Here is a 23285-nt window from a genome sequence, read left to right as displayed (position 1 = left end):
AGTCCTTCTTGTCCCACTTCTTGTCGGACGAGTAGTCGTCCTTCTTGTCCGAGTGGTCGTCCTTCTTGTCGGAGTACTCGTCCTTCTTGTCACTGTCCGAGGAGTAGTCGTCCTTGTCCTCGTCGGCAAGCACACGTGCCAGCGCCCCACCACCGGTGTGCACACCACCGTGCGGCTTGTCGTAGTCCTTCTTGTCGTAGTCCTTCTTGTCGTAGTCCTTCTTGTCGTAGTCCTTCTTGTCGTGGTCCTTGTCGTAGTCCTTCTTGTCCCACTTCTTGTCGGACGAGTAGTCGTCCTTCTTGTCCGAGTGGTCGTCCTTCTTGTCGGAGTACTCGTCCTTCTTGTCACTGTCCGACGAGTAGTCGTCCTTGTCCTCGTCCTCGTCGGCAGCCACACGCGCCAGGGCCCCACCACCGGTGTGGACACCGCCCTTCGGCTTGTCGTACTCCTTGTCGTCGTCCTTCTTGTCGTAGTCCTTCTTGTCGTAGTCCTTCTTGTCCCAGTCCTTCTTGTCCCACTTCTTGTCGGACGAGTAGTCGTCCTTCTTGTCCGAGTGGTCGTCCTTCTTGTCGGAGTACTCGTCCTTCTTGTCACTGTCCGACGAGTAGTCGTCCTTCTTCTCGCTGCTCGAAGAGGAGTCATCCCAGTCGTCGGCGGTGATCACGGCGTAGGCCGGACCGGAGATCGCGAGGGCCGCCGTCGCAACGGCCGAGGCGAGCAGGATGCGGGCAGAGCGCATGGTGAGCCTTTCCTTTCGCCGCGACTGCGAGGGCCGACACGTCGTCGGCTCGTCTCATCGCAGTGGCGACATGATTCACCGTCAGCCCATTCACGGTCGGCCACCACTGGAGAGCCCGGCATCCGGGCGACGCCATGGGCCCGATGAGTGACCCTCGGCGCGATATTCACCCGGGGGACTGCACGCCACGCCGAGGGCAGGTTTGGCTCGTCGTCACGGCGGAAATGCCGGCGTCCCGGCCGCTTCCCCCGCGGTTTTCTCTCACGTCGCGCGCCGCCCCAGCGCGTCCACCGCGGCGATCACGCGGTCCCAGAATCTGTCGGCGTCCAGATTGACCGCCACCTGCGCGTTCACCGGCCGGCCGGTGTAGCCGTGCAGGTCCACCACGGTCGCTCCCCGGGTGTACCGCCCGCACAGCTCGACGGCCACATGCGCGTCCACACAACGCACCGTCGATGGGTCGATGACGCGGGCCACGGCCACGGGGTCGTGCACCGGCGGCGCGGAAAAGCCCCACAGCCGCCGGTACGTGGACGCGAAATAGGTCAGCAACTCGACGCAGATGCCGGCGAGTTCGGTGCCCAGGGCCTCCAGGCGGGCCAGTACGGCCGGGGTGGCGAGGGCCTGGTGGGTCACGTTCAGCCCGCACATCGTGACCGGCACACCGCTGGTGAGGACGATGTGGGCGGCCTCGGGGTCCACGTGGACGTTGAACTCGGCCGCGGGCGTCCTGTTGCCCCGCTCGGTGGAGCCTCCCATGAACACGATCTCGCGGATGTGCGCGGCGGCGTCCGGGTACCGGGTGAGCAGCAGCGCCACATTCGTCAGGGGCCCGGTGGGCACCAGGGTGACCGGTTCCGGATGTCCGGTCAGGACACGGTGCATCAGCTCCACGGCGTGCTCGGGGACGACGTCCACGGCCGGGGCGGGGAACTGCGGGCCGTCGAGTCCGGAGGTGCCGTGCACGTCGTCCGCGACCGTCAGGGGCTGCATCAGGGGTCCGGCGCAGCCGGCCGCGAGGGGGACGCCGGTGATACCGGCGACGGTGAAGACCCTGCGGGCGTTCAGCGTGGTCTTCTCGACGGTCTGGTTGCCGGCGACGGTGGTGACGGCGAGCAGGTCGACCGCCGGGTCGGCCGCGGCGAGCATGAGGGCGAGGGCGTCGTCGTGCCCGGGGTCGCAGTCGATGATGAGGGGGACGGACACGGCTCTCCTCGGCTCGCGGGGGCGTGGACGTCCTCAGTCTCCCCTCACGTGCCGCGCTTCCCGTGCTCCCCGGTCGGGACATACCGGCTCGTCCGTCACGGCCCTGTCGGGCACCGGGCGTCGTCCTTCTCGTGGCGACTCGCACGCCTCCGATCACTCACCTGCCCCGTAGGCCTATCGGCCGACAGAACGGGCCGGGTGGATTTCCCACTTGTAGCGTCGCAATCACGGGGTGCCGGACGGCGCCGCATCGACGCTTGCCCCGTGCGAGGAGGCGGGCCGACAACGGAAAGGGCAGCGGACCGATGTTCAGTGGGACGACGTCGAAGGTGACCTCGGGAACGATGTCCGTCGCGGCCGCCCTCGTCTTCGCCGTATGCGTTTCGTCCCCCGCTCCGAATTCCGCTTCGCGTCCGGCATCGGGTGTTCCCTCCGTTCCGTCCTCGGCAGCGGCCCACGCTCCCGCGGGCTCCGGCGGGACGGGGAACGCGGGAACCGCCGTACAACGGTTCAAGGGCGAACTCGTCGAATGCGCTTCCAGCAGACCCCGGCTCGCCCGGGCCCTGACGAAGGAGATAACCCGGTCCCTGGCCAGTCGCGCCAGCTGGGTGTCGATGGCGCTGTACGACCGCACCACGCGCACCTCCTGCACGTACCGCGCCGACGAACACTACGACTCGGCGAGCATTGTCAAACCGATCGTCCTGGCCGCGCTGCTTCGCGTCAAAGGCGGGAAACTGTCGGAAGAGGAGCAGTATCTCGCCAGGAAGATGATTGTGAATTCGGACAACGCATCGACGTATGTGTTGTGGGACATCGTGGGCCCCGACGACATCCAGGATTTCCTGGACGACGCCGGAATGACGAACACCATCATCGACGACGCCGGTTTCATGGGCCTGACGCAGGTCACCGCCCGGGACCAGGCCACCCTGCTCGAACTGCTCACCGGCGAGGACGATGCGGTCCTGGACGAGGATGAGCGCGCCTACATCCTCGGCCTGATGCACGACGTGCAGGAGGACCAGCGCTGGGGAGCGCCCGCCGGGGCGCCCGCGGACGCCGCCGTCCAGGTCAAGAACGGATGGCTTCAGCGTTCCGACGCGAACCTGAAGGACCCCTGGGACCGGGGGGACTGGAAGGTCAACAGCATGAGCGCGCTCACCGGACGGGCCTACGACTACGGCCTGGTGGTCCTCACCGAGAACAACCGGGTCCCCGAGGCCGCCCATCCGGATGCGGGGTGGGCCTACGGCATGGACACGATCGAGGGCCTGGCGAAGGCCGTCCACCGGAACCTGTACCCCGGCCGGTGAGCGGCTCGGCCTCATCCTTCCCTTCACGCCCCTGGCCAATTCGGGGCCAGTGGAAGAGCATTTCCTGAAGGGGTTCCCGCCCTTCGTCGGACATGCCGACAGGCACCGGACAAGAAGGGGTGGTACGCGACATGCCCGTGCGCGGGCTCGCCACGAGCTCCTGACGCACGGCCGGTGAGCTGCCCGACGTGGTCGGGCTACGATCGATCGCCGCGGACGCGCCGAGATGGGAGAGAGCCACCGTGTTCTACTACGTGCTCAAGTACGTCCTTCTGGGGCCGCTGCTGCGGCTGTTGTTCCGCCCCAGGATCGAGGGACTGGAGCACATCCCCGCCGAGGGTGCGGCGATCGTCGCGGGGAACCATCTGTCGTTCTCCGACCACTTCCTGATGCCGGCGATCCTCAAACGGCGCATCACCTTCCTGGCGAAGGCCGAGTACTTCACCGGGCCGGGCCTCAAGGGCCGGCTGACCGCCGCGTTCTTCCGCAGCGCCGGCCAGATCCCGGTGGACCGCTCCGGCAAGGAGGCCGGGCGGGCGGCCATCCGTGAGGGCCTTGGGGTGTTGAGCAAGGGCGAGTTGCTGGGCATCTACCCGGAGGGCACCCGTTCGCACGACGGCAGGCTCTACAAGGGCAAGGTGGGTGTCGCGGTCATGGCGCTCAAGGCCGGTGTGCCGGTGGTGCCGTGCGCGATGGTGGGCACCTTCGAGATCCAGCCGCCGGGTCAGGTGCTCCCGAAGATCAAGCGGGTCACGGTCCGGTTCGGCGAGCCGCTGGACTTCTCGCGGTACGCGGGCATGGAGGGCGAGAAGGCGGCGATCCGGGCGGTCACGGACGAGATCATGTACGCCATCCTCGAACTGTCCGGCCAGGAGTACGTGGACAGGTACGCGGCCGAGGTCAAGGCGGAGCAGCAGGAGCTGGATCAGCAGCAGCGGCCGAAGCGGTTCCCGGCGCGGCGCAAGCGCTAGGTCCGGGCCCTGCACGGCGGGAGGGGCGGCCGGTGTCCGGCCGCCCCTCCCGTTCGTCCGTGTCCTTACGGCTTCGGTGTGGCGTGCGGCTCGCAGGTCACGTCGCTGCTGTCCAGCTCGCCGCTGAGCAGGTACGCGTCGACCCTGCTGTTGACGCACGGGTTGACCAGGCCGGTCACACCGTGGGATCCGGCGTCCTTCTCGACGATCAGGCGCGAGCCCCTCAGGCGCTCGTGCAGTTCGACGGCGCCTTCGAACGGGGTCGCGGCGTCACGGGTGGCCTGCACGATGAGCACGGGCGGCAGGCCCTTGCGGGTGCGCACCTCGACGGGGGTCTGCTGCTTGGTGGACCAGGTCGCGCACGGCAGGTTCATCCAGGCGTTGGCCCACGTCATGAACGGGTGGTCCCGGTGGAGCCGGGTGTTGTCGCGGTCCCACTTCTTCCAGCTGGTGGGCCACTTGGCGTCCGCGCACTCCACGGCGGTGTAGACCGCGTTGCCGTTCTCGGAGCTGATGTTGCCCGCGGTGTCCGACAGGTCGGGCGCGGCGGCGTCGACCAGTGCCTGGGTGTCACCGGCGAGGTACTTGCTCCAGGTCCGGGCCACCGGTACCCAGGCGGAGTCGTAGTAGGGGGCGCTCTGGAAGAAGCCGATGAGTTCGGCCGGGCCGACGACGCCGCCGATCGGGTTCTCCTTCGCGGCGGCCCGCAGCTTCAGCCACTGGGCCTCGACCTTCTCGGGGGTGTCGCCGATGTGGAAGGCGGCGTCGTTCTTCGCGACCCACGCTTTCCAGTCGTCCCAGCGCGTCTGGAACGCGACGTCCTGGTCCAGGTTGGCCTGGTACCAGATCTTCTCCCGGGACGGGTTGACGACGCTGTCGACGACCATCCGGCGGACGTGGCCGGGGAACAGGGTCGCGTACACCGCGCCGAGGTAGGTGCCGTAGGAGACGCCGAGGAAGTTCAGCTTCTTCTCACCGAGTGCGGCTCGGATGACGTCAAGGTCGCGCGCGGTGTTCGGCGTGGTCATGTGCGGCAGCATCCAGCCGCTGCGCTCGGCGCAGCCGTCCGCGTACTCGGCGGCGAGCTTGCGCTGGGCGAGCTTGTCGGCCTCGCTGTCGGGCACCGGGTCGAGCTTGGGCGCCTTGACGAACTCCTGCGGGTCGACGCAGGAGATGGGCGTGGAGTGACCGACTCCGCGCGGGTCGAAGCCGACGAAGTCGTACGCCTTCGCGGTCTTGGCCCACAGCGGGTTCTTGCCGGTGACGCGGGCCGGGAAGCGCATGCCCGAGCCGCCGGGGCCGCCCGGGTTGTAGAGGAGCGCGCCCTGGCGCTCGTCCTTGGTGCCGGTGTTGCCGATGCGGTCGACGGCGAGCTTGATCTGCCTGCCGTCGGGCCGGCTGTAGTCGAGGGGAACGGTCACCCATCCGCACTGGATGGGCTTGGCGAGCCCCCAGTCCTCGGGACAGTCCGCCCAGTCGATGCCTCGTTCCGCCGCCCGCTCCGCGGCGATCCGCACGCCGCGGGCCTCCGACCAGCCGTGGTCTCGGCTGTCGGCGCTCGCCACCGGCGCCGCGACGGCACCGGCGATGAGCGTGCCCGCTATCAGAGTGCCGGCCGAGCCGAGCACTGCTGTGCGTCTCACGTGGAAACCTCCCCCTGCTGCTGTTGTCGTAAGACTCCGGAGGATCCTTTCGCCAACTGGGCAGCGGGGGACAGTCCGTACAGGTGTTCTTTACCGAACCCATAACCGGTGAACGGTATTCGCTCAGCGGTGCAGGTCGGGGGCCGCCACGGCCAGACCGTCGTCGAGCAGCTTCCGCAGGGCTCGTGCGTCGGTGGCAACGGCCGTGACCAGCACGGCGGGTCCGTCCAGCGGTACGAGGACGGCGGTCGGGCCGAGCACGAGCGGTTCGGGTGGCTTGTCAGCGTATGCCGGGTCCACGACGAGGAGTTGGCCGACGGCCCGGTGTCCGGCGAGAACGGCCGGGCCGTCCCAGCCGCCGGGCGCCCCGGGACCGCAGGCGAGCTCGGTGTCGAGCAGGAGGCTGCCGGAGCGGTGGACGGTGAGGCGCGTCACGAGCGTGCCCGGCTCCTCTCCATGGCGGCCGAGGATCTGCTCCTCCCGCAGCACCAGCCGGGCGCCGGGCGCGAGGTGGACACGGGTGCGCTGGTGCAGGATGCTGCCCCGGGCCGCGACGAGCTGCTCGGGCAGCCAGTGCAGTACGGAGTTCTCCCCCGCCTTCAGGGTCACGTCGTAGAGGGCGTGTTCGCCGGTGGGTCCGGGCAGCGCGATGGTCGCGGCGGCCGAGTCCACGGTGAGCCGGGCCCCTTCGCACACCTCGGCCTCGATGGCGAGCCGGTCACCGCCGAGCGGCGCGCTCATCGCCCCGACGACGGTCACCTTGCTGCCCGGACCGATGGCGCGGGTACGGCGCAGGGCGAGCGGCCCGTCGCTGACGAGGACGGGCAGACCGGTACGGTCGGCGACGACGCGGGCTCTGGCCTCGATGCTCATCCGGCGTGCTCAGGCGGTCCAGGCGGCAAGCCGCGCCCGCACCCAGTCGGCGACCGGACGGACGCCGTCGGCCTCGCGCAACGAGGTGAGGACGACGGGCAGTTCGCCGCGCTGCTCCTTGGCGTCGCGGGCCATGCGCCCGAGGTCGGAGCCGACGTACGGCGCGAGGTCGGTCTTGTTGACGACGAGCAGGTCGGCGGTGGTGACGCCGGGGCCGCCCTTGCGCGGGATGTCGTCGCCCCCGGCGACGTCGATCACGAAGATCTGGGCGTCGACGAGCCCTTTGGAGAAGGTGGCGGTGAGGTTGTCGCCGCCGGACTCGACGAGGACGAGGTCGAGCGGGCCGACGCTGTCCTCCAGGTCCTCGACCGCTTCGAGGTTGGCGGAGATGTCGTCGCGGATCGCGGTGTGCGGGCAGGCTCCCGTCTCGACGGCCTGGATGCGTTCGGGCGGCAGCACGGCGTTGCGCAGCAGGAACTCGGCGTCCTCGCGCGTGTAGATGTCGTTGGTGACGACCGCGATGGACCACTGGTCGCGCAGGGCGGTGCACAGCGCGGCGACGGTGGCGGTCTTGCCGGAGCCGACCGGCCCGCCGAGCCCGATCCGCAGGGCCCGCCGCTTGCCGTCGGGACGCGTGGCGTCGGCGCTTGCGGCGGACGCGCCGGCCTCGTCATGGCGGTGATCGAGATGCATGGGTCGGCTCCTTGGTGCGGGCGTCTAGGACGCGAAGAGGCGTACGGGCCAGGTCGCGTGCTGCTCGGCGGTGATGTCGAGCAGCGGGGCGGACGCCGCGGGAAGCGCGCCCACTCCTTCGTGGGCGGCCCCGGCGGCCCGGGCGGCGACCTCGTCCATCTCGGGCGCGAGGCGGGCGAGCACCGCCGTGGCCTGGAAGGGGTCGAGGCTGAGCAGCCGTACGGCGGCGGTCGCCGGGCCGCTGACGGTCTCGTAGACGACGCAGTGGGCGGCGTCGTACGGTCCGAGGCCGGCTGCGCGGGCGGCGGTGCCGAGCACGATGGGCTGGTGGGTCCCGCGGGGGAACGCGGCGGCCAGCGCGTCGAGTTCGGGTCCCGGCCAGGCGGCACGGGCGGCGCGCATCATCTGGCGCCCGAGCCTGCGTGCGACGCCCCGCAGGGCGGGTGAGGGCGTACGCGCGTCGGCGGCGCGGTCGAGTTCGGCGGGGTCGTGCCCGAGGGCGGCAGCGGCGGCGAGCGCGGCGGAGGTGAGGCCGGTGGTGTGCAGACGCCCGCGGCAGAAGTCCGCGAGCTCTGCGGCGTCCCGGATCCGTCCTTCGCGCACGGCCGGCTCGGCTCCGCCGGAGTGCGCGTGCCCTCCGGCGGGAAACCGCCCGTCGGCCAGTACGAGCAGCGCGGCGCGGCTCATGTGCCACCCGCCGTGGCCGCGTCGCGGGCCGTCCCGTGCCGGGGGCGTGAGGGCCGCGCCGGGTGCCCGTCGAAGGCGGCACACGACGGGGCACCGTCGCCCGGCCGGGCCGCGGAACGTGTCGTGGGTGGACGCATCAGAACAGGAAGTACCGCTGGGCCATGGGCAGTTCCGTGGCGGGCGCGGGCTCGACCGGCTCGCCGTCGATCGTCACCGTGAAGGTGTCCGCGTCCACCTCGACCCGCGGCAGTGCGTCGTTCTCCCGCATGTCCGCCTTCGTGATCCGCCGCGTGCTCGTGATGGGTACGAACTTCTTCGCCAGCCCCAGCCGTTCCGGCAGGTCGTCCTCGATCGCGGCCCGGGCCACGAAGTTGAACGACCCGTGCGCCGCCGCGCGCCCCAGCGCGCCGAACATCGGCCGCGGCATGACCGGCTGCGGCGTGGGGATGGAGGCGTTGGCGTCGCCCATCTGCGCGTACGCGATCTGACCGCCCTTGAGGACGAGTTGGGGCTTCACGCCGAAGAACGCCGGCTCCCACAGCACCAGGTCCGCCAGTTTCCCGGTCTCGACCGAGCCGATCTCGTGGGAGAGCCCCTGCGCGACCGCCGGGTTGATCGTGTATTTGGCGACGTAGCGACGGACCCGGTGGTTGTCGGCGCGTCCGTCGCCCGGCAGCGGGCCGCGCCGCTTCTTCATCACGTGCGCGGTCTGCCAGGTGCGCAGGACCACCTCGCCGATGCGGCCCATGGCCTGCGAGTCGGAGGAGACGATCGAGATGGCGCCGAGGTCGTGCAGGACGTCCTCGGCCGCGATCGTGGAGGGCCGGATGCGGGACTCGGCGAAGGCGAGGTCCTCGGGCACGGCCGGATTGAGGTGGTGGCAGACCATCAGCATGTCGAGGTGTTCCTCGACGGTGTTGACGGTGTGCGGCCTGGTCGGGTTGGTGGAGCTCGGCAGCACGTGCGGCTCGGACACCACGGTGATGATGTCGGGCGCGTGGCCGCCGCCCGCGCCCTCGGTGTGGTACGCGTGGATCGTGCGGCCGGCGATGGCGGCGAGCGTGTCGCCGACGAACCCGGCCTCGTTCAACGTGTCCGTGTGGACGGCCAGTTGGGCACCGGTCTCGTCGCACACGGTCAGGCAGGCGTCGATGACGGCAGGGGTGGCGCCCCAGTCCTCGTGGATCTTGAACCCGAGCGCTCCGCCGCGCAGCTGCGCGTGCATGGCCTCGCGCGACATCGTGTTGCCCTTGCCGAGCAGGCCGATGTTGACCGGGTACGCGTCCAGGGCCTCGAACATCCGGGCGAGGTGCCAGGAGCCGGGCGTGATGGTGGTGGCCTTGGTGCCCTCGGCCGGTCCGGTGCCGCCCCCGACGAGGGTCGTCACTCCGGTGGCGAGCGCCTGGTCGACAAGGGTCGGCGAGATGAAGTGGACATGGGCGTCGACCGCCCCGGCCGTCAGGATCTTCCCGTTGCCCGAGATGATCTCGGTCTCGGGTCCGATGACGAGGTCGGGGTGGACGCCGTCCATCGTGTCGGGGTTGCCGGCCTTGCCGATGCCGGTGATGCGCCCGTCCCGGATGCCGATGTCGGCCTTGACGACACCCCAGTGGTCGATGACGACGGCGCCGGTGACGACGGTGTCGGGGGCTCCGTCGGCCCGTGTCGCACGGGACTGGCCCATCGACTCCCGGATCACCTTGCCGCCGCCGAACACGGCCTCGTCGCCCGCCCGGCCCGGGCCGCCGGAGCGGTCGTCCTCGATCTCGACCAGCAGATCGGTGTCGGCGAGGCGGATGCGGTCGCCCGTGGTGGGCCCGAAGAGATCCGCGTACACGGCGCGGTTCAGCTCAGCCATCGAGGTGCCCTCCGGTCTCCCCGCGCAGTCCGGCGACGATGCGGCGGCCGGCCAGCGGGACGAGTTCGACGTCGACGGGAATGCCGGGCTCGAACCGTACGGCGGTGCCGGCCGCGATCGCGAGCCGCTTGCCGCGGGCGGCCGCCCGGTCGAACTCCAGGCCCGGGTTGGCCTCGGCGAAGTGGTAGTGGGAGCCGACCTGGACGGGCCGGTCGGCGGCGTTGACGACGGTGAGGCGGGTGGTCTCGCGGCCCTCGTTGAGCACGACGGGCTCCTCGGCGAAGAGGATCTCTCCCGGAATCATCGGCCCCGCCCCTCAGACGATCGGGTCGTGGACGGTGACGAGCTTGGTGCCGTCCGGGAAGGTGGCCTCGACCTGGACGTCATGGATCATCTCGGGGACGCCTTCCATGACGTCGGCGCGGGTGAGCACCTTGCGCCCCGTTGCCATGAGTTCGCCGACGGTGCGGCCGTCACGGGCGCCTTCGAGGATGTGCGAGGTGATGAGGGCGACGGATTCGGGGTGGTTCAGCTTCACCCCGCGCGCCCTGCGCTTCTCGGCCACGTCGGCGGCCACGTGGATGAGAAGTCGTTCCTGCTCGTGCGGGGAGAGTTGCACGCGTCCACCTCACTGTCGTCCGGCCCGGGGGCGTGTGGTCCTGGCCCGGGCAACGCGGTGTCGACCTGGGCACGGGCTTCTCACGACCAGGGGGTGAACGTTAGGACGCGAGTTTTTCCGGCGCGTTAACTGATGCTCGGATCCCGCATGGACATCAGGGCGCGCAGCCCCTCCTCCAGCACCTCGACGCGCACATCGCCGAAGAGCGCCTGCTGGGCGATGAAGCCCTGGGCGGTCGCGATGAGGGTGCGGGCGACGTAGTCGGCGTCCACGTCGTCCTTCATCTGGCCGGCCGCGCGGTAGGCGGCCACGAGTTCGGCCCATGACAGGCGCATGCCGCCGTAACCCTCGGCGAGCGTGGCGGCCAGTGTCTCGTTGCGCAGGGTCTCCGTCCACACCTGGACGACGAGCCGGGCGAAGGCCCGCGGGTCGCCGCCGGGCACCTCGTCGACCAGCAGCCTGCGCAGCACCCGCCCGAGGAGCACGTCGGGCGTGGGCGGCGGGGTCGTGCGCGCGGCCTGGTCGAAGGCGGCCCGGATCCCGCCGAACGCCTCGTCGGCGATGGCCTCGATCAGCTCCTCCTTGCTGCGGAAGTAGCGGTAGACCGCGCCTGCCGAGAGGCCCGCCTCGCGGAGGATGTCCTGCATCGACGTCGCGTGGAAGCCGTTGCGGGCGAAGCAGCGGGCGGCGCCGTCGAGGATCTGCCGGCGGCGGGCATCGAGGTGTTCCTGGGATACGCGTGCCATGACCGCCAACTTAAAACGAACGTTCCTTCTTGACAAGCGACGGACCCCGGGCGACAGTGGCGACAAAGATAAAACGAACGATCCTTCTCTTTAGGAGGTCCTCCATGCGCGCCACACCCGCACGCCGCGCGAGCGCGGTGACGTTCCTGGTCCCCGTCGTGGTCGCCCTGGCCCTGTGGGCCTTCGCCTGGCCCGCGGCCCGGACCGCCCCCCGCGACGTCCCCGTCGGAGTCGCCGGTCCCGCCGCCGCGGCGGCGGGAATCGAGCGGGGCTTCGAGCAGCGCGCGGGCGCGTTCGAGGTGCACCGGTACGCGGACGGGACGGCCGCCCGGGCCGCCGTCGAGGACCGGGTCGTATACGGAGCGGTCGTCGCGTCCCCCGAGGGAGCGACTCTTCTGACCGCACCCGCGGCAAGCCCTGCCGTGGCGCAGATGCTCAAGGAGGCCGTGACCGCGTCCGCGCCGCACGGCGCGCGGGTCCAGGTGACGGACGTGGCCCCGCTGCCCTCCGGCGACCGGCGAGGGAGCGCCCTCGCGGCGAGCGCGCTCCCCCTCTCGCTGGCCGGGGTCGCGGCCGGTGCCCTGGTCACCGTGCTCGGTCTGCGCGGGCTGCGCGGCGCCGCCGCGCTGACGGGCGCGGCGCTGCTGGTCGGCGTGACGGCGGCCGGGATCGCGCACAGCTGGCTGGGCGTGCTGGACGGCAACTGGTGGGCCGAGGCGGGGGCACTGGGCCTCACGGCCCTCGCCGCCGGCGCGTCCGTCGCCGGGCTCGGGGCGCTGCTGGGGACGCCGGGCACCGGTGTCGGCGCGCTGCTGATGGTCCTGATCGGCAACCCGTTCTCGGGTGCGGCGAGTGCGCCCGAACTGCTTCCGGACCCGGCGGGCGTGATCGGACAGTGGCTGCCGCCGGGCGCGGGGACGTGGCTGCTGCGCTCGGTGGCGTACTTCGACGGGAACGGGATCGGATCCGCCCTGCTCACGCTGTCGCTGTGGGCGGGCCTGGGTCTGCTCGCGGTCGTCGCGGCCACCCGCCTCCGCCGCGTCCCGGCCCCTGCGGCCTGACGTCCCGCTCCCTGAACCGGCCGGGTGCCCCCGCCGCAGCGGACGGGAGGCACGCGGCCTCGTCGTGCGGCTCACGCGGATGCACCTGCGAGGACGCCGCCCGGCGCCGACCCGCCCGACGCGCCGGCACGCCCGGCGGGAGGGCCTCGCCCCGGAACCCCGAGGGGACAGGCCCCCTCGCTCAGCGGCATCGCCCGCCCGGGCACCCGAGCTCGAGCCGAAGGGGCACACCGCGACACGGCGGCCGGGCGGCGACACACGCGCCCTGCAGCGCACCGGTGAACCGACCGCCCCCGTGGCGGCGCGGGCAGGGCGCCCCGCACCCGGCTTCCGCGTTCCCCGCCCAGGCCCCGGACGACACCAGCCCCGCCCGCCGCGCGGGAACACGCCAGCACGGCACCGCACGCCACCGCACGCCGCCGGCCGCCAGGGCCTCCGCCCCGGCACGGACGCATCGGCCCGAGGGCAGGCGGCGCCCTCGACCGGGCGCTCAGGCGCGGCGGTCGTCGCCCGGGCGGTGGTGCTCGGCCGTCAGGCCGAAGCGGCCGCGTTCGCCCGCGGCGGACGACGAGGAGCCGAGCGACGAGACGGAGCGGATCACCTGTTCCTCCGCCGCTTCCCGTTCGCTCTCCAGTCGCTCCAGGTCAGCCGCGGAGACCAGCGCCACGAGCGGCTTCCCGTGACGGGTCACCACGACGCGCTCCCCGCCGTAGACGACGCGGTTGATCAGATCGGCGAGCTCTGCGCGGGCTTGCGTCACCGGAATCTCGTAGGCCATGCTCCCCATCATAACGGCCTGTACGTCCTGTACATTTTCTACAGAAGCAGTGCGCCGACCCCGAGGAAGGCATGCCATGAACCGTCCTGCCGCCCGCTACGTCCTGCCCGAGTTCACCGAGCGCACCGGCTCGGGGACCCGCACCCTCGACCCGTACTCGAAGCTGCTCGACGAGCGGATCGTCTTTCTCGGCACCGCCGTCGACGACACCGCCGCGAACGACGTCATCGCCCAGCTGCTGCACCTCGAGTACGCGGCCCCCGATCAGGACATCTGCCTGTACATCAACTCTCCCGGCGGCCCCATCAGCGCCATGACCGCGATCTACGACACCCTGCAGGTCATCACCTGCGACGTCGCCACCACCTGCCTGGGCCAGGCCGCTTCGACCGCCGCCGTGCTGCTCGCCGCGGGCACCCCGGGCAAGCGGTCGGCGCTGCCCGGCGCACGTGTCGTGGTCCAGCAGCCCGCCGTGGAGGAGCCGTTGCGGGGCCAGCCGTCCGATCTGGAGATCCACGCCGCCGAGTTGCTGCGCCTGCGGGAGCAGCTGGCGGCCATGCTCGTGCGCCACACCGGACAGGGCGCGGAGCGCATCGCGGCCGATCTGGAGCGGGACCGGATCTTCGATGCCGGGGCGGCGAAGGCGTACGGCCTGGTGGACCACGTCATCGGGAGCCGCAAGGCCTCGCCGGCCGGGCCGAGGTGAGCGAGGCATGCCGCTCCCGGAGCTGCCGCCGCTCCCCGCGCTGACCCGCGCGGAGGCGGAGTTGATCGACAGGTACCTCGAAGTGGTCGATCTGCTGGGGCGGATCAACCCGGCCCGCGTCACGCACACCTACGGCGCGCTGCGCGCCGCGCAGGCGCTGGTCGGGCGGGCGACCGCCCTGAAGGACGCCCTGACGCTGATGCACCACCGTGGCGAGAGCGAGGTCTGCTCGGGAACGCTCGCCGAGGCGCTGCGGGTCCTCGACGGGGAACGCAGGACGAAGAGGGTGACCATGCCGCCGGTTTCGCCGAGTTGACGGTCGATCCGCTGCCGTCGAGCGCCAAGGTGCGTGTGGCTTCCCCACCCCCGTTCGGTGGAGCACCGGCGAAGTTGTTGCGTGTTGCAGGACTTGCGTCACGCGCACCACCGATTTGGCGGAATCGCCGGTTTCCGTGCTGGTACGACCATGATTCCGCGTCAGGCGAGAGGGCCCCCAACAACCGTGCCCACCCGAACAGATCAGTCGTGATCCGCTTCACAAAAGCCGTTTCAACTCGGAAAACGGACATTTGTGAGTCACGATCCCTGGGACGACAAGCCCCCGCCACCTTGACGGGGCGGTCCGGGCGGACGCTGAGTCCTGCCGCCGCACCGGACGTCTGGTCGACAGAAGTGCATCGGCAGGAGTGGAGGACCCGAGCAGCACGGGGCGACCGGTGATCCCGGTGGGCCCCTTGGGGTGAGGCCGCTTCGGCGGCCGGGCGTCTTCGCCGTCCGAACCCGACAGGTCATCCTTCACAGGCGGCTGACGAAGGGTTGCGCATGACTGCGCAGATGCATGTCCCGTTCCTGCTCACGCGTGCGGGCGCCGTATCCGCACTGACCATCGCCGCCGTCGGCGGATCGCTCCTCGCCCCCGGAACCGTCCCCGAGGCCCACGCGATCGCCGGCCACGCGAGCAAGGCACTCAAGGTCGCGGCATCGAAGAAGGGGTCGCCGTACAGATTCGGCGCCACGGGCCCCCACCGCTTCGACTGTTCCGGGCTGGTGCTGTACTCGTACAAGAAGGCCGGCAAGAAGCTGCCGCGCACCGCCCAGCAGCAGTACAACCGGACGCGCCATGTCCCCGCCTCCCAACGAAAACGCGGTGACCTGGTCTTCTTCCATTCCGGCGGCTACGTCTACCACGTGGGCATCTACGCCGGCAGAGGACGGATCTGGCATTCGCCGAAGACGGGCGACGTCGTGCGGCTGGCCAAGATCTGGACCAGGGGCGTCTCGTACGGCCGCGTGCGCTGACCGCGTTTCCGGCTCCCCGGCTGCAACCCGGCGCCCGAGAAGTCGTCGGCGCCCGGCCCGGGTGCGACCGGCCGGCGCCGGTCAGTGCGCCAGCGGCTGGACCAGCAGGGTCGCGCCGAGCCCGGTGAGGGCGCCGCCCGCGACTCCTTCCACGGCACGCCGGGTGCGCGGCCGGCGCAGCCATCGGCCCAGCCGGTCCACCAGGACGGCCACGGCCGGGAACCAGATCAGCGCCAGGACGACCACGATCGCGGCGAGCAGCAGGGTGCGCGGCAGCACCGCCGCGCCGTCCGGCACGAACTGCGGCAGCAGGCTCAGGAACAGCACCGGCGCCTTCGGGTTGAGGACGTTGGTGAGGAAGCCCTGCCGCAGGCCGTTCACGACGCCGTGGGAGGGCGTGTCGTCGTCGGGAACGGCGGGAGCGTCGAGCGGGCGCAGCGCGGAGCGCACGGCGCGCACGCCCAGCCACAGCACGTAGATCCCCCCGGCGATCTGCAGCGTCCGGTAGAGCACGGGCACCGCCACCAGCACCGCGGCGAGTCCCGCCACGGCCAGTGCGGTGTGCACCAGCAGGCCGCCCGCCACGCCCGCCGCGCAGGCGACGCCTGCGCGGCGGGAGGCGAGCGCACTGCGTACCACCACGGTGAAGTCGGCGCCCGGCAGGGCCACCATGCCCGCGGCGACCCCGATGAATGCGATCAGCTGTGCGTCCATGCCCTCCAGCCTGCCGTCCCGGAGCATTCAGCATGTACTGGCAATATCCTGGGTGAGCCAAAAGCAATGCTTAAGGGAGGACGATGTACGATCCGACCCGGCTGGCGGCCCTGGTCGCCGTGGCGGAGGCCGGTTCCATCACCCGCGCCGCGGCCCGCCTGGGCTACACGGCCCCGGCGCTCTCCCAGCAGCTGGCCAAACTGGAGCGCGAGGCCGGAGCGCCTCTGCTGGTGCGCCACCACCGCGGGGCTCGGCTCACGGCCGCGGGTGAGCTGCTCGCGGAGCGGGCGCGCCGGGTGCTGGACGAGATGGACCGGGCGCGGCACGAGCTGGCCCGGCTGTCGGGGCTGGCGGGAGGCCGGCTGCGGGTGGCCACCTTCACCACGGTCGGCATCCACCTGCTGCCCCCGGTGCTCAGCGCCTTCCGCCGCGCCCATCCCGATGTGGAACTGACCGTCGCGGAGTACGAGCCTCCGCACGGGGTCACGGCAGTGGCGCGCGGCGACATGGATCTCGCGCTGACGCATGCCTACGAGCCCGCCGAGCCGGCACCGCCCCCGCCCTGGGTGGTCGTGGAAACCCTTCTGGTCGAGGAGCTGGTGCTCGTCACCGCGCCCGGGCACGCCCTGGCGGGCGGTTCGGGGCGGCTGCCGGTGAGCGCACTCGCCGGGCAGCCGCTGATCAGCAGCGCTCCGGCGCATCCGCCGCGCAAGGGAGTGGAGAAAGCGCTGGCCGAGGCCGGGGCGACGCCCGCCGTGGTGTGCGAGTCGCCCGGTTACGCGCTGGTGTGCGCCCTGGTGAGCGCGGGGATCGGGGTGGCGGTGGTGCCGGAGATGGTGGCGGCCATGTCCGCGACGCCGCTGCAGATACGGCAGTTGGAGCCGGCGGCCTTCCGTCGGACGATCTCTGTGGCGCACCGGGGCGAGGAGTCGGGGCCGGCGGCGCAGTCGCTGCGGGCCCTGCTGCGGAGTTCGTTCGGACGGGCGGGGCAACAGGGCACGGCGGCCAGGGTGTTGTGAGACCGGGCGCGGATCAGCCCTGCACGGGTACGGTCCACGGCAGGGCGATCCACACGGTCTTGCCGCCCTCCTCGGTGGGTGTCACGGAGAGCCGTCCGCCGTACTGGGCGGTGAGACTGCGGATGATGACCATCCCCCGGCCGTTGTCCTGCCGGACGGCGGCGGGCAGCCGGCGCGGCCAGCGCGGGTGGCTGTCGGTGACGCCGATGCACAGGCGCTCGTCCCGTTCGAGGCGCACGTCGACGGTGAAGGTGGGCGACTGGCCGAAGGTGTGCTGGACTGCGTTCGTCGCCAGTTCGGAGACGATCAGGCGCAGGCTGTCGACGGCGTCGGTGCCGTCCGGCAGACCCCATCCGCACACGACATCGGTGACATATCTCCGGGCGGCGGAGACCGATGCCGGATCGCTGGGCAGAGTGACGGATGCTTCTTGACGGTCTGCCATGGCGAGGCTGTCCCTTTCCCACCGGGCCGGGCTCCGACTCGTAGCGGATGACACGCGAGGACGGCCGCGGATTGCGCTTCGGCGTCAGACTGCCACTTGTCGTCCGGCTGGTGCGGCGATCCACCGGGATATGCGCATATCTGTCGCTCGAAGCGGTGAAGTCTGCGACGGAAGACCGTATTTGGGGACGGACCGCACTCTGCGGAACGGCAGCTCTCAGCGTCTCTCAGCGTCGTGGTGCGGACGCGATGATGGTCGCGACGGCCGTGTCGATCTGCTGGGCGGTCAGATCGGCGCGGGCGGTGAGCCGGATGCGCGAGATGCCGTCCGGCACCGACGGGGGCCGGAAGCAGCCCACGACCAGACCTGCCGTCCGGCAGTCCGCCGCCCAGCGCAGCGCCGCCTCCGGGGAGGGGGCCTGCACGGACACCACGGCCGCGTCCGGCCGCGCGGCGGTCAGTCCCGCGTCCGTCAGACGCCAGTGCAGCACGGCCGCGACCTCCCGTGCCCGGCCGGCGAGCTCCGGTTCGCGGCGCAGCACCCCGAGGGCGGCGAGCGCGCCGCCCGCCGCCGCCGGTGCGAGTCCGGTGTCGAAGATGAAGGTCCTGGCCGTGTTGACCAGGTGCTCGATCACCCGCGCCGGGCCGAGGACCGCGCCGCCCTGACTGCCGAGGGACTTCGAGAGGGTGAGCGTGGCGACGACCCCGGTCGCGCCGGCCAGTCCGGCGGCGGCGAGCGCGCCCCGGCCGCCGTCGCCGAGGACGCCGAGGCCGTGGGCGTCGTCGACGAGAAGAGCCGCGCCGTGTTCGCGACAGACCGCGGCGAGGGCGGTCAGCGGCGCGGCGTCGCCGTCGACGGAGAACACCGAGTCGGTGACGACGAGGGCGCGGCGGTCCGGGTGGGCGCCGAGGGTCTTGCGCACGGCGTCGGGGTCGGCGTGCGGGACGACAGCCGTCTCGGCGCGGGCGAGCCGGCAGCCGTCGACGATGGAGGCGTGGTTGCCCGCGTCGGACACGACGAGCGCGTCACGCCCGCCGAGGGCGGTGACGGCGGCGAGGTTGGCCGCGTAGCCGGAGGACAGGACGAGGGCTGCCTCGAAACCGCAGAACGCGGCGAGTTCGCGTTCCAGCTCGGTGTGGAGCGCGGTGGTGCCGGTGACCAGACGGGAGCCGGTGGCGCCCGCGCCCCAGCGGCGCGCGGCGTCGGCTGCCCCGGCGCTGACCTCGGGCCGGCGGGTCAGTCCCAGGTAGTCGTTGCTCGCCAGATCGAGCAGGGGCGAGTCGGCGGTGCGCGGCCGGAGCGTGCGGACGAGTCCCGCGCGCTCGCGGCGGCGCGCCTCGTCGTCGATCCAGTCGAAAGGATCCTGAGTGGCCTGCGGCATGAGGGGTCCGGTCCTTTTGTAGGCAGCGCACAGACCCTAACCGGGCGCGGGCCGGGTGCGGATGTGGCCATGCACACACCTCAATCCGCGGCTGTTGTGGGGTTCCTCCTTGGCCCCGGCGGCCGCCGTGGGTAAGGATCAGCGCCATGGACCTGCTGAACACCCTGGTGGACAAGGGGCTGCGGCGCGAGCTGCCGACCCGTGAAGAAGCGCTCGCCGTACTGGCGACCTCCGACGACGATCTGCTCGATGTGGTGGCCGCTGCCGGCAAGGTGCGCCGCCAGTGGTTCGGACGGCGGGTGAAGCTCAACTACCTGGTCAACCTGAAGTCCGGCCTGTGCCCCGAGGACTGTTCGTACTGCTCGCAGCGGCTCGGGTCGAAGGCGGAGATCCTCAAGTACACCTGGCTGAAGCCGGACGAGGCCTCCCGGGCCGCGGCCGCCGGCGTCGCTGGCGGCGCCAAGCGGGTGTGCCTGGTGGCGAGCGGGCGCGGCCCGACGGACCGGGACGTCGACCGGGTGTCGAAGACGATCGAGGCGATCAAGGAGGAGAACGAGGGCGTCGAGGTGTGCGCCTGTCTCGGTCTGCTCTCCGACGGCCAGGCCGAACGGCTCCGCGAGGCGGGCGCCGACGCGTACAACCACAACCTGAACACGTCCGAGGGGACATACGGGGACATCACGACCACGCACACCTATGCGGACCGCGTGGACACGGTGAACAAGGCGCACGCCGCGGGCCTGTCCGCGTGCTCCGGTCTGATCGCCGGCATGGGCGAGAGCGACGAGGACCTGGTGGACGTGGTCTTCGCGCTGCGCGAGCTGGACCCCGACTCGGTGCCGGTGAACTTCCTGATCCCCTTCGAGGGCACCCCGCTCGCCAAGGAGTGGAACCTGACCCCGCAGCGGGCGCTGCGCATCCTGGCGATGGTGCGCTTCGTCTGCCCCGACGTCGAGGTGCGTCTCGCCGGTGGGCGCGAGGTCCATCTGCGCACGCTGCAGCCGCTCGCGCTGCACCTGGCCAACTCGATCTTCCTCGGCGACTACCTGACCAGCGAGGGCCAGGCGGGCAAGGCCGACCTGGAGATGATCGCGGACGCCGGCTTCGAGGTGGAGGGCACCGACACGACGACGCTGCCCGAGCACCGCGGGACGGGCGGCGGCTGCGGTTCGGTGTGCGGCGACGGCGAGGGCTCGGGCGGCTGCCACGACGCGCCCGCAGCGGCGGAGGCGACGGTGGCACAGGCCGCTCCGTCGGAGGTCCCGGCGGCCCGTACGGACCTGGTGGCCGTGCGCCGCCGCGGCGCCGGGACGGACATCGCGCCCAATGCGTGAGTTCGACCCCGGGGAGCTGCGCGCCCTGGACCGCGCCCACGTCTGGCACCCGTACGGTCCGATGCCGGGCCGGGACGAGCCGCTGGTCGTCGAGTCCGCGGCCGGGGTACGGCTCCGGCTGGCCGAAGAGGTCCAGGGTCAGCGCGAGTTGGTCGACGGCATGTCGTCGTGGTGGTCGGCCGTGCACGGCTACAACCACCCCGTCCTCAACGAGGCCGCGACGGCGCAGCTGGGCCGCATGAGCCATGTGATGTTCGGCGGGCTCACCCACGAGCCCGCCGTACGGCTGGCGAGCCGGCTGGTGGAGATCACTCCGGAGCCGCTGCGGCACGTCTTCCTGTCCGACTCGGGCTCGGTGTCGGTCGAGGTCGCGGTGAAGATGTGCCTGCAGTACTGGCGCTCGGTGGGCCGCCCGGCCAAGCAGCGGCTGCTGACCTGGCGCGGCGGCTACCACGGCGACACGTGGCAGCCGATGTCGGTGTGCGACCCCGAGGGCGGCATGCACGGCCTGTGGCAGGGCGTGCTGCCTCGGCAGATCTTCGCGCCCGCTCCGCCGGCCGACTACGACGAGGGGTACGCGGACGGGCTGCGCGAGCTGATCGGGCGGCACGCGGAGGAGCTGGCCGCGGTGATCGTGGAGCCGGTGGTGCAGGGCGCGGGCGGCATGCGCTTCCACTCCCCCGCGTACCTGCGGGTCCTGCGCGAGGCGTGCGACGAGCACGGCGTGCTGCTGGTCTTCGACGAGATCGCCACCGGCTTCGGCCGCACGGGCACGCTGTTCGCGGCCGGACACGCCGGTGTGGCCCCGGACGTGATGTGCCTGGGCAAGGCGCTGACCGGCGGCTACCTGTCGCTGGCCGCGACGCTGTGCACCTCCCGGGTGGCGGAGGGGATCTCGCGGGGCGAGGTCCCCGTGCTCGCCCACGGCCCGACGTTCATGGGCAATCCGCTGGCGTCGGCGGTGGCGTGCGCCTCGATCGACCTGCTGCTCGGCCAGGACTGGCAGGGGGAGGTGCGGCGCCTGGAGACGGGTCTGCGGGCCGGGCTGGCCGGCGCCGCCGCCCTGCCGGGAGTGAAGGACGTCCGGGTGCTCGGCGGTATCGGTGTCGTACAGCTGGACCACGCGGTGGACATGGCCTCGGCGACGGCCGCCGCCGTGCGGGAGGGCGTATGGCTGCGCCCGTTCCGGGACCTCGTGTACACGATGCCGCCGTACGTGACGGGCGACGAGGACCTGGCCCGGGTGTGCCGCGCGGTCCTGGCGGCCGCGGCGGCGGGCTGACGCCGGACCGGCTGACGGCGCGCCCGAAGAGACGAGCGAGACAGAACAGGGAAGAAGCGCACCATGCCAGTGATCGTCGTGACCGGGACGGGCACCGAGATCGGGAAGACCGTCGTGACGGCGGCCGTCGCCGCGCTCGCCGTGGCGGAGGGCCGGTCGGTCGCCGTGGTCAAGCCCGCACAGACCGGGATCGGCCCGCGGGAAGCGGGCGACGTCGACGAGGTGCGGCGGCTCGCCGGGCCGGTCACGGGAGTCGAACTCGGCCGGTTCCCCGAGCCCTTGGCGCCCGCGACGGCCGCCCGGCGGGCCGGGCTCGCGCCCGTCACGCCCGACGCGGTGGCCGAGGAGGCCGGGAAGCTCGCCGCGGAGCACGACCTCGTGCTGATCGAGGGGGCGGGCGGTCTCCTCGTACGGTTCGACGACGCGGGCGCGACGCTCGCCGACGTGGCGGGGCTGCTCGGCGCTCCGGTGCTCGTCGTGGTGCCCGCCGGTCTGGGGACCCTCAACTCGACCGCGCTGACCGCCGAAGCCCTGCGTGCCCGCCGACTGGAGCAGGTGGGTGTGGTGGTCGGCAGCTGGCCCGGCCGGCCGGACCTCGCGGCCCGCTGCAACCTCGCGGACCTGCCGCAGGCGGCGGGCGCTCCGCTGCTGGGCGCGGTCCCGGAGGGCGCCGGGGGGCTCGTGCCCGCCGAGTTCCGGGCGCGGGCCGGGCAGTGGCTGGCCCCGCGGCTGGGCGGCGGCTGGGACGCGGAGGCGTTCGGCTCGGCCGTAGGCTGAGCCGCATGCGCGCACGGATCGACGAGATCGTCTTCGACTGTCACGACCCCGCCCGCCTCGTCCGGTTCTGGGCGGCCCTCCTCGGCGGCGATCCGGTGGACCGCGGCGAGGGCTGGTCGTACGTCGATCCGCCGGAGTTCGTACGCGTGGCGTTCCAGCGGGTGCCCGAGGGCAAGACGGTGAAGAACCGGCTCCATCTGGACCTGGACGCGGGCGATGTGGACGCCGCGGCGGCCGAGGCGGTACGCCTGGGCGCGGAGCGCGTCGGCGCCGTGGTCACCGACGACCACGGCCGCTTCCAGGTGCTGAAGGACCCCGAGGGCAACGAATTCTGCTTCGTGGCGGGCAACGACGGCTGAGCGGCGCTTCACCGGGGGAGAATGGCCCTGACCGGTCCGCCCCGTCCGAGGAGGTCCGCGATGCCGCCGCGCAGCACGAAGGCGCCCCGGGACGCCGTCCACCATCCGGTGTTCGCGCGTTTCTACGCGCGCATGAGCGTCTCGGCGGATGTGAAGGGCGGCATCGCCGCCTACCGCGCCGAGCTCCTGTCGGGCCTGTCCGGCCGCGTCATCGAGATCGGCGCGGGCAACGGCCTCAACTTCGCCCACTATCCGGCGGCCGTCTCCGAGGTCGTCGCTCTCGAACCGGAGCGCACCCTGCGGAAGTTGGCCGTCGAGGCCGGGCTGCGCGCCGGGGTCCCGGTGGACGTCGTGCCGGGTGCGGCGGAGGCACTGCCGGTGAAGAGCGAGGCGTTCGACGCCGCGGTGGCCTCTCTCGTGCTGTGCACCGTACGGGATCTGCCGCGGGCGCTCTCGGAGATCCGGCGGGTGCTGCGGCCGGGCGGGGAGCTGCGGTTCTTCGAGCACGGACTGGCCGACAGCCCGGGTCTCACGCGCACGCAGCGCGCGCTGGACCGCACGGTGTGGCCGCGTCTGTTCGGCGGCTGCCACACGGCCAGGGACACGCTCGCCGCGATCGAGGCAGCGGGCTTCGAGCTCGGGACCCACCGCAGGTTCCATGTGCCGGACGGCCGGCTGCGGCTGCCGACGTCACCGTGTGTTCTCGGGGTGGCGCGCCGCCCGTTCACGTCCTAGGCGTGTCGCGTCCGGGGGCCGGGATCCGCGGGCGGGCCGTGGGA

General features: G+C 72.0%; 25 protein-coding genes and 1 pseudogene. 12 read left to right on the top strand and 14 right to left on the bottom strand.

Annotated features, from left to right (window positions below):
* A pseudogene (locus AB0K02_RS31570) lies at positions 1-739 on the bottom strand (DNA primase); the annotation flags it as partial.
* 261 nt (positions 740-1000) lie between these two features.
* A complete protein-coding gene (locus tag AB0K02_RS31565; RefSeq protein WP_365996039.1) occupies positions 1001-1945 on the bottom strand; it encodes a nucleoside hydrolase in 945 nt (314 codons plus the stop codon).
* Between the two features lie 614 nt (positions 1946-2559).
* On the opposite strand from AB0K02_RS31565, the gene AB0K02_RS31560 reads away from it, so the two are divergent.
* Both AB0K02_RS31560 and AB0K02_RS31555 read left to right on the top strand, forming a co-directional pair.
* Complete coding sequence (locus AB0K02_RS31560; RefSeq protein ID WP_365996038.1) at positions 2560-3261, top strand: serine hydrolase; 702 nt, start codon at positions 2560-2562, stop codon at positions 3259-3261.
* A 242-nt stretch (positions 3262-3503) separates the two neighbouring features.
* Entirely contained in the window at positions 3504-4232 is a 729-nt protein-coding gene (locus AB0K02_RS31555; protein WP_365996037.1) for a lysophospholipid acyltransferase family protein, read from the top strand.
* 65 nt (positions 4233-4297) lie between these two features.
* Here the strand turns inward: AB0K02_RS31555 and AB0K02_RS31550 are convergent, their stop codons facing one another.
* From AB0K02_RS31550 to AB0K02_RS31515, 8 genes are all read right to left on the bottom strand, one after another.
* The gene (locus tag AB0K02_RS31550; RefSeq protein WP_365996036.1) at positions 4298-5875 is read right to left on the bottom strand and encodes an alpha/beta hydrolase; all 1578 of its coding nucleotides are present in this window, start codon (positions 5873-5875) and stop codon (positions 4298-4300) included.
* Positions 5876-5998: 123 nt separating this feature from the next.
* Positions 5999-6748, bottom strand: a complete 750-nt coding sequence (locus AB0K02_RS31545) for an urease accessory protein UreD (protein ID WP_365996035.1) — start codon at positions 6746-6748, stop codon at positions 5999-6001.
* A 9-nt stretch (positions 6749-6757) separates the two neighbouring features.
* Positions 6758-7441 (bottom strand): urease accessory protein UreG, encoded by a 684-nt coding sequence (gene ureG, locus AB0K02_RS31540; protein WP_365996034.1) that lies wholly within the window; start codon positions 7439-7441, stop codon positions 6758-6760.
* Positions 7442-7465: 24 nt separating this feature from the next.
* Complete coding sequence (locus AB0K02_RS31535) at positions 7466-8128, bottom strand: urease accessory UreF family protein (protein WP_365996033.1); 663 nt, start codon at positions 8126-8128, stop codon at positions 7466-7468.
* Between the two features lie 136 nt (positions 8129-8264).
* Positions 8265-9986: an urease subunit alpha gene (locus AB0K02_RS31530; protein ID WP_365996032.1), complete on the bottom strand. Its 1722-nt coding sequence runs from the start codon at positions 9984-9986 to the stop codon at positions 8265-8267.
* Positions 9979-10290, bottom strand: a complete 312-nt coding sequence (locus AB0K02_RS31525; RefSeq protein ID WP_365996031.1) for an urease subunit beta — start codon at positions 10288-10290, stop codon at positions 9979-9981. Before AB0K02_RS31525 ends, AB0K02_RS31530 begins: the two co-directional genes overlap by 8 nt.
* Before the next feature lie 12 nt (positions 10291-10302).
* Positions 10303-10605 carry an urease subunit gamma gene (locus AB0K02_RS31520; RefSeq protein ID WP_365996029.1) on the bottom strand — a complete coding sequence of 101 codons (303 nt, stop codon included), beginning with the start codon at positions 10603-10605 and terminating at the stop codon, positions 10303-10305.
* A 125-nt stretch (positions 10606-10730) separates the two neighbouring features.
* Positions 10731-11351 carry a helix-turn-helix domain-containing protein gene (locus AB0K02_RS31515; protein WP_365996028.1) on the bottom strand — a complete coding sequence of 207 codons (621 nt, stop codon included), beginning with the start codon at positions 11349-11351 and terminating at the stop codon, positions 10731-10733.
* 104 nt (positions 11352-11455) lie between these two features.
* Between AB0K02_RS31515 and AB0K02_RS31510 the strand changes: the two genes are divergently transcribed.
* Positions 11456-12412: an ABC transporter permease gene (locus tag AB0K02_RS31510; protein ID WP_365996027.1), complete on the top strand. Its 957-nt coding sequence runs from the start codon at positions 11456-11458 to the stop codon at positions 12410-12412.
* A gap of 490 nt (positions 12413-12902) precedes the next feature.
* Here the strand turns inward: AB0K02_RS31510 and AB0K02_RS31505 are convergent, their stop codons facing one another.
* Positions 12903-13190, bottom strand: coding sequence for a type II toxin-antitoxin system Phd/YefM family antitoxin (locus AB0K02_RS31505; protein WP_365996026.1), 288 nt, complete (start codon positions 13188-13190; stop codon positions 12903-12905).
* 76 nt (positions 13191-13266) lie between these two features.
* On the opposite strand from AB0K02_RS31505, the gene AB0K02_RS31500 reads away from it, so the two are divergent.
* The 3 genes from AB0K02_RS31500 (at position 13267) to AB0K02_RS31490 (ending at position 15195) form a co-directional block, all read left to right on the top strand.
* On the top strand, positions 13267-13896 hold the full coding sequence (locus AB0K02_RS31500; RefSeq protein ID WP_365996025.1) for an ATP-dependent Clp protease proteolytic subunit: 630 nt from the start codon (positions 13267-13269) through the stop codon (positions 13894-13896).
* A gap of 7 nt (positions 13897-13903) precedes the next feature.
* A complete protein-coding gene (locus tag AB0K02_RS31495) occupies positions 13904-14212 on the top strand; it encodes a hypothetical protein (RefSeq protein ID WP_365996024.1) in 309 nt (102 codons plus the stop codon).
* Positions 14213-14718: 506 nt separating this feature from the next.
* The gene (locus AB0K02_RS31490; protein WP_365996023.1) at positions 14719-15195 is read left to right on the top strand and encodes a C40 family peptidase; all 477 of its coding nucleotides are present in this window, start codon (positions 14719-14721) and stop codon (positions 15193-15195) included.
* A gap of 81 nt (positions 15196-15276) precedes the next feature.
* Here the strand turns inward: AB0K02_RS31490 and AB0K02_RS31485 are convergent, their stop codons facing one another.
* Positions 15277-15909 carry a LysE family translocator gene (locus AB0K02_RS31485; RefSeq protein ID WP_365996022.1) on the bottom strand — a complete coding sequence of 211 codons (633 nt, stop codon included), beginning with the start codon at positions 15907-15909 and terminating at the stop codon, positions 15277-15279.
* An 83-nt stretch (positions 15910-15992) separates the two neighbouring features.
* Here AB0K02_RS31485 and AB0K02_RS31480 point away from each other — a divergent pair, with 83 nt between their 5' ends.
* Positions 15993-16928 (top strand): LysR family transcriptional regulator, encoded by a 936-nt coding sequence (locus AB0K02_RS31480; protein WP_365996021.1) that lies wholly within the window; start codon positions 15993-15995, stop codon positions 16926-16928.
* A gap of 13 nt (positions 16929-16941) precedes the next feature.
* Here the strand turns inward: AB0K02_RS31480 and AB0K02_RS31475 are convergent, their stop codons facing one another.
* The gene (locus AB0K02_RS31475) at positions 16942-17373 is read right to left on the bottom strand and encodes an ATP-binding protein (protein WP_365996020.1); all 432 of its coding nucleotides are present in this window, start codon (positions 17371-17373) and stop codon (positions 16942-16944) included.
* A 226-nt stretch (positions 17374-17599) separates the two neighbouring features.
* Positions 17600-18754 carry an 8-amino-7-oxononanoate synthase gene (locus AB0K02_RS31470; RefSeq protein ID WP_365996019.1) on the bottom strand — a complete coding sequence of 385 codons (1155 nt, stop codon included), beginning with the start codon at positions 18752-18754 and terminating at the stop codon, positions 17600-17602.
* A 146-nt stretch (positions 18755-18900) separates the two neighbouring features.
* On the opposite strand from AB0K02_RS31470, the gene bioB reads away from it, so the two are divergent.
* The 5 genes from bioB to AB0K02_RS31445 all read left to right on the top strand — a co-directional run bounded on the left by bioB (position 18901) and on the right by AB0K02_RS31445 (position 23241).
* Positions 18901-20088, top strand: a complete 1188-nt coding sequence (gene bioB, locus AB0K02_RS31465; RefSeq protein ID WP_365996018.1) for a biotin synthase BioB — start codon at positions 18901-18903, stop codon at positions 20086-20088.
* Positions 20081-21370, top strand: coding sequence for an adenosylmethionine--8-amino-7-oxononanoate transaminase (locus AB0K02_RS31460; RefSeq protein ID WP_365996017.1), 1290 nt, complete (start codon positions 20081-20083; stop codon positions 21368-21370). Before bioB ends, AB0K02_RS31460 begins: the two co-directional genes overlap by 8 nt.
* Positions 21371-21433: 63 nt before the next feature.
* A complete protein-coding gene (gene bioD / locus AB0K02_RS31455; RefSeq protein ID WP_365996016.1) occupies positions 21434-22147 on the top strand; it encodes a dethiobiotin synthase in 714 nt (237 codons plus the stop codon).
* A gap of 5 nt (positions 22148-22152) precedes the next feature.
* Complete coding sequence (locus tag AB0K02_RS31450) at positions 22153-22506, top strand: VOC family protein (RefSeq protein WP_365996015.1); 354 nt, start codon at positions 22153-22155, stop codon at positions 22504-22506.
* Between the two features lie 60 nt (positions 22507-22566).
* Positions 22567-23241, top strand: a complete 675-nt coding sequence (locus tag AB0K02_RS31445; RefSeq protein WP_365996014.1) for a class I SAM-dependent methyltransferase — start codon at positions 22567-22569, stop codon at positions 23239-23241.
* The last annotated feature ends 44 nt before the right edge of the window (positions 23242-23285 follow it).

It is taken from the genome of Streptomyces sp. NPDC049597 (assembly GCF_040675505.1).
In the GTDB taxonomy this organism is placed as follows: Bacteria; Actinomycetota; Actinomycetes; order Streptomycetales; family Streptomycetaceae; genus Streptomyces.
This window is presented reverse-complemented; position numbering and strand designations above follow the sequence as displayed.

What these genes read in the sequence shown, in the direction of transcription:
- bioD (WP_365996016.1), top strand. Translation starts at nt 21,434, where the DNA reads ATGCCAGTGATCGTCGTGACCGGGACGGGCACCGAGATCGGGAAGACC.
- bioB (WP_365996018.1), top strand. Translation starts at nt 18,901, where the DNA reads ATGGACCTGCTGAACACCCTGGTGGACAAGGGGCTGCGGCGCGAGCTG.
- AB0K02_RS31460 (WP_365996017.1), top strand. Translation starts at nt 20,081, where the DNA reads ATGCGTGAGTTCGACCCCGGGGAGCTGCGCGCCCTGGACCGCGCCCAC.
- AB0K02_RS31525 (WP_365996031.1), bottom strand. Translation starts at nt 10,290, where the DNA reads ATGATTCCGGGAGAGATCCTCTTCGCCGAGGAGCCCGTCGTGCTCAAC.
- AB0K02_RS31470 (WP_365996019.1), bottom strand. Translation starts at nt 18,754, where the DNA reads ATGCCGCAGGCCACTCAGGATCCTTTCGACTGGATCGACGACGAGGCG.
- AB0K02_RS31515 (WP_365996028.1), bottom strand. Translation starts at nt 11,351, where the DNA reads ATGGCACGCGTATCCCAGGAACACCTCGATGCCCGCCGCCGGCAGATC.
- AB0K02_RS31490 (WP_365996023.1), top strand. Translation starts at nt 14,719, where the DNA reads ATGACTGCGCAGATGCATGTCCCGTTCCTGCTCACGCGTGCGGGCGCC.
- AB0K02_RS31510 (WP_365996027.1), top strand. Translation starts at nt 11,456, where the DNA reads ATGCGCGCCACACCCGCACGCCGCGCGAGCGCGGTGACGTTCCTGGTC.
- AB0K02_RS31450 (WP_365996015.1), top strand. Translation starts at nt 22,153, where the DNA reads ATGCGCGCACGGATCGACGAGATCGTCTTCGACTGTCACGACCCCGCC.
- AB0K02_RS31495 (WP_365996024.1), top strand. Translation starts at nt 13,904, where the DNA reads ATGCCGCTCCCGGAGCTGCCGCCGCTCCCCGCGCTGACCCGCGCGGAG.
- AB0K02_RS31485 (WP_365996022.1), bottom strand. Translation starts at nt 15,909, where the DNA reads ATGGACGCACAGCTGATCGCATTCATCGGGGTCGCCGCGGGCATGGTG.
- ureG (WP_365996034.1), bottom strand. Translation starts at nt 7,441, where the DNA reads ATGCATCTCGATCACCGCCATGACGAGGCCGGCGCGTCCGCCGCAAGC.
- AB0K02_RS31530 (WP_365996032.1), bottom strand. Translation starts at nt 9,986, where the DNA reads ATGGCTGAGCTGAACCGCGCCGTGTACGCGGATCTCTTCGGGCCCACC.
- AB0K02_RS31475 (WP_365996020.1), bottom strand. Translation starts at nt 17,373, where the DNA reads ATGGCAGACCGTCAAGAAGCATCCGTCACTCTGCCCAGCGATCCGGCA.
- AB0K02_RS31505 (WP_365996026.1), bottom strand. Translation starts at nt 13,190, where the DNA reads ATGGCCTACGAGATTCCGGTGACGCAAGCCCGCGCAGAGCTCGCCGAT.
- AB0K02_RS31480 (WP_365996021.1), top strand. Translation starts at nt 15,993, where the DNA reads ATGTACGATCCGACCCGGCTGGCGGCCCTGGTCGCCGTGGCGGAGGCC.
- AB0K02_RS31535 (WP_365996033.1), bottom strand. Translation starts at nt 8,128, where the DNA reads ATGAGCCGCGCCGCGCTGCTCGTACTGGCCGACGGGCGGTTTCCCGCC.
- AB0K02_RS31500 (WP_365996025.1), top strand. Translation starts at nt 13,267, where the DNA reads ATGAACCGTCCTGCCGCCCGCTACGTCCTGCCCGAGTTCACCGAGCGC.
- AB0K02_RS31560 (WP_365996038.1), top strand. Translation starts at nt 2,560, where the DNA reads ATGGCGCTGTACGACCGCACCACGCGCACCTCCTGCACGTACCGCGCC.
- AB0K02_RS31445 (WP_365996014.1), top strand. Translation starts at nt 22,567, where the DNA reads ATGCCGCCGCGCAGCACGAAGGCGCCCCGGGACGCCGTCCACCATCCG.
- AB0K02_RS31545 (WP_365996035.1), bottom strand. Translation starts at nt 6,748, where the DNA reads ATGAGCATCGAGGCCAGAGCCCGCGTCGTCGCCGACCGTACCGGTCTG.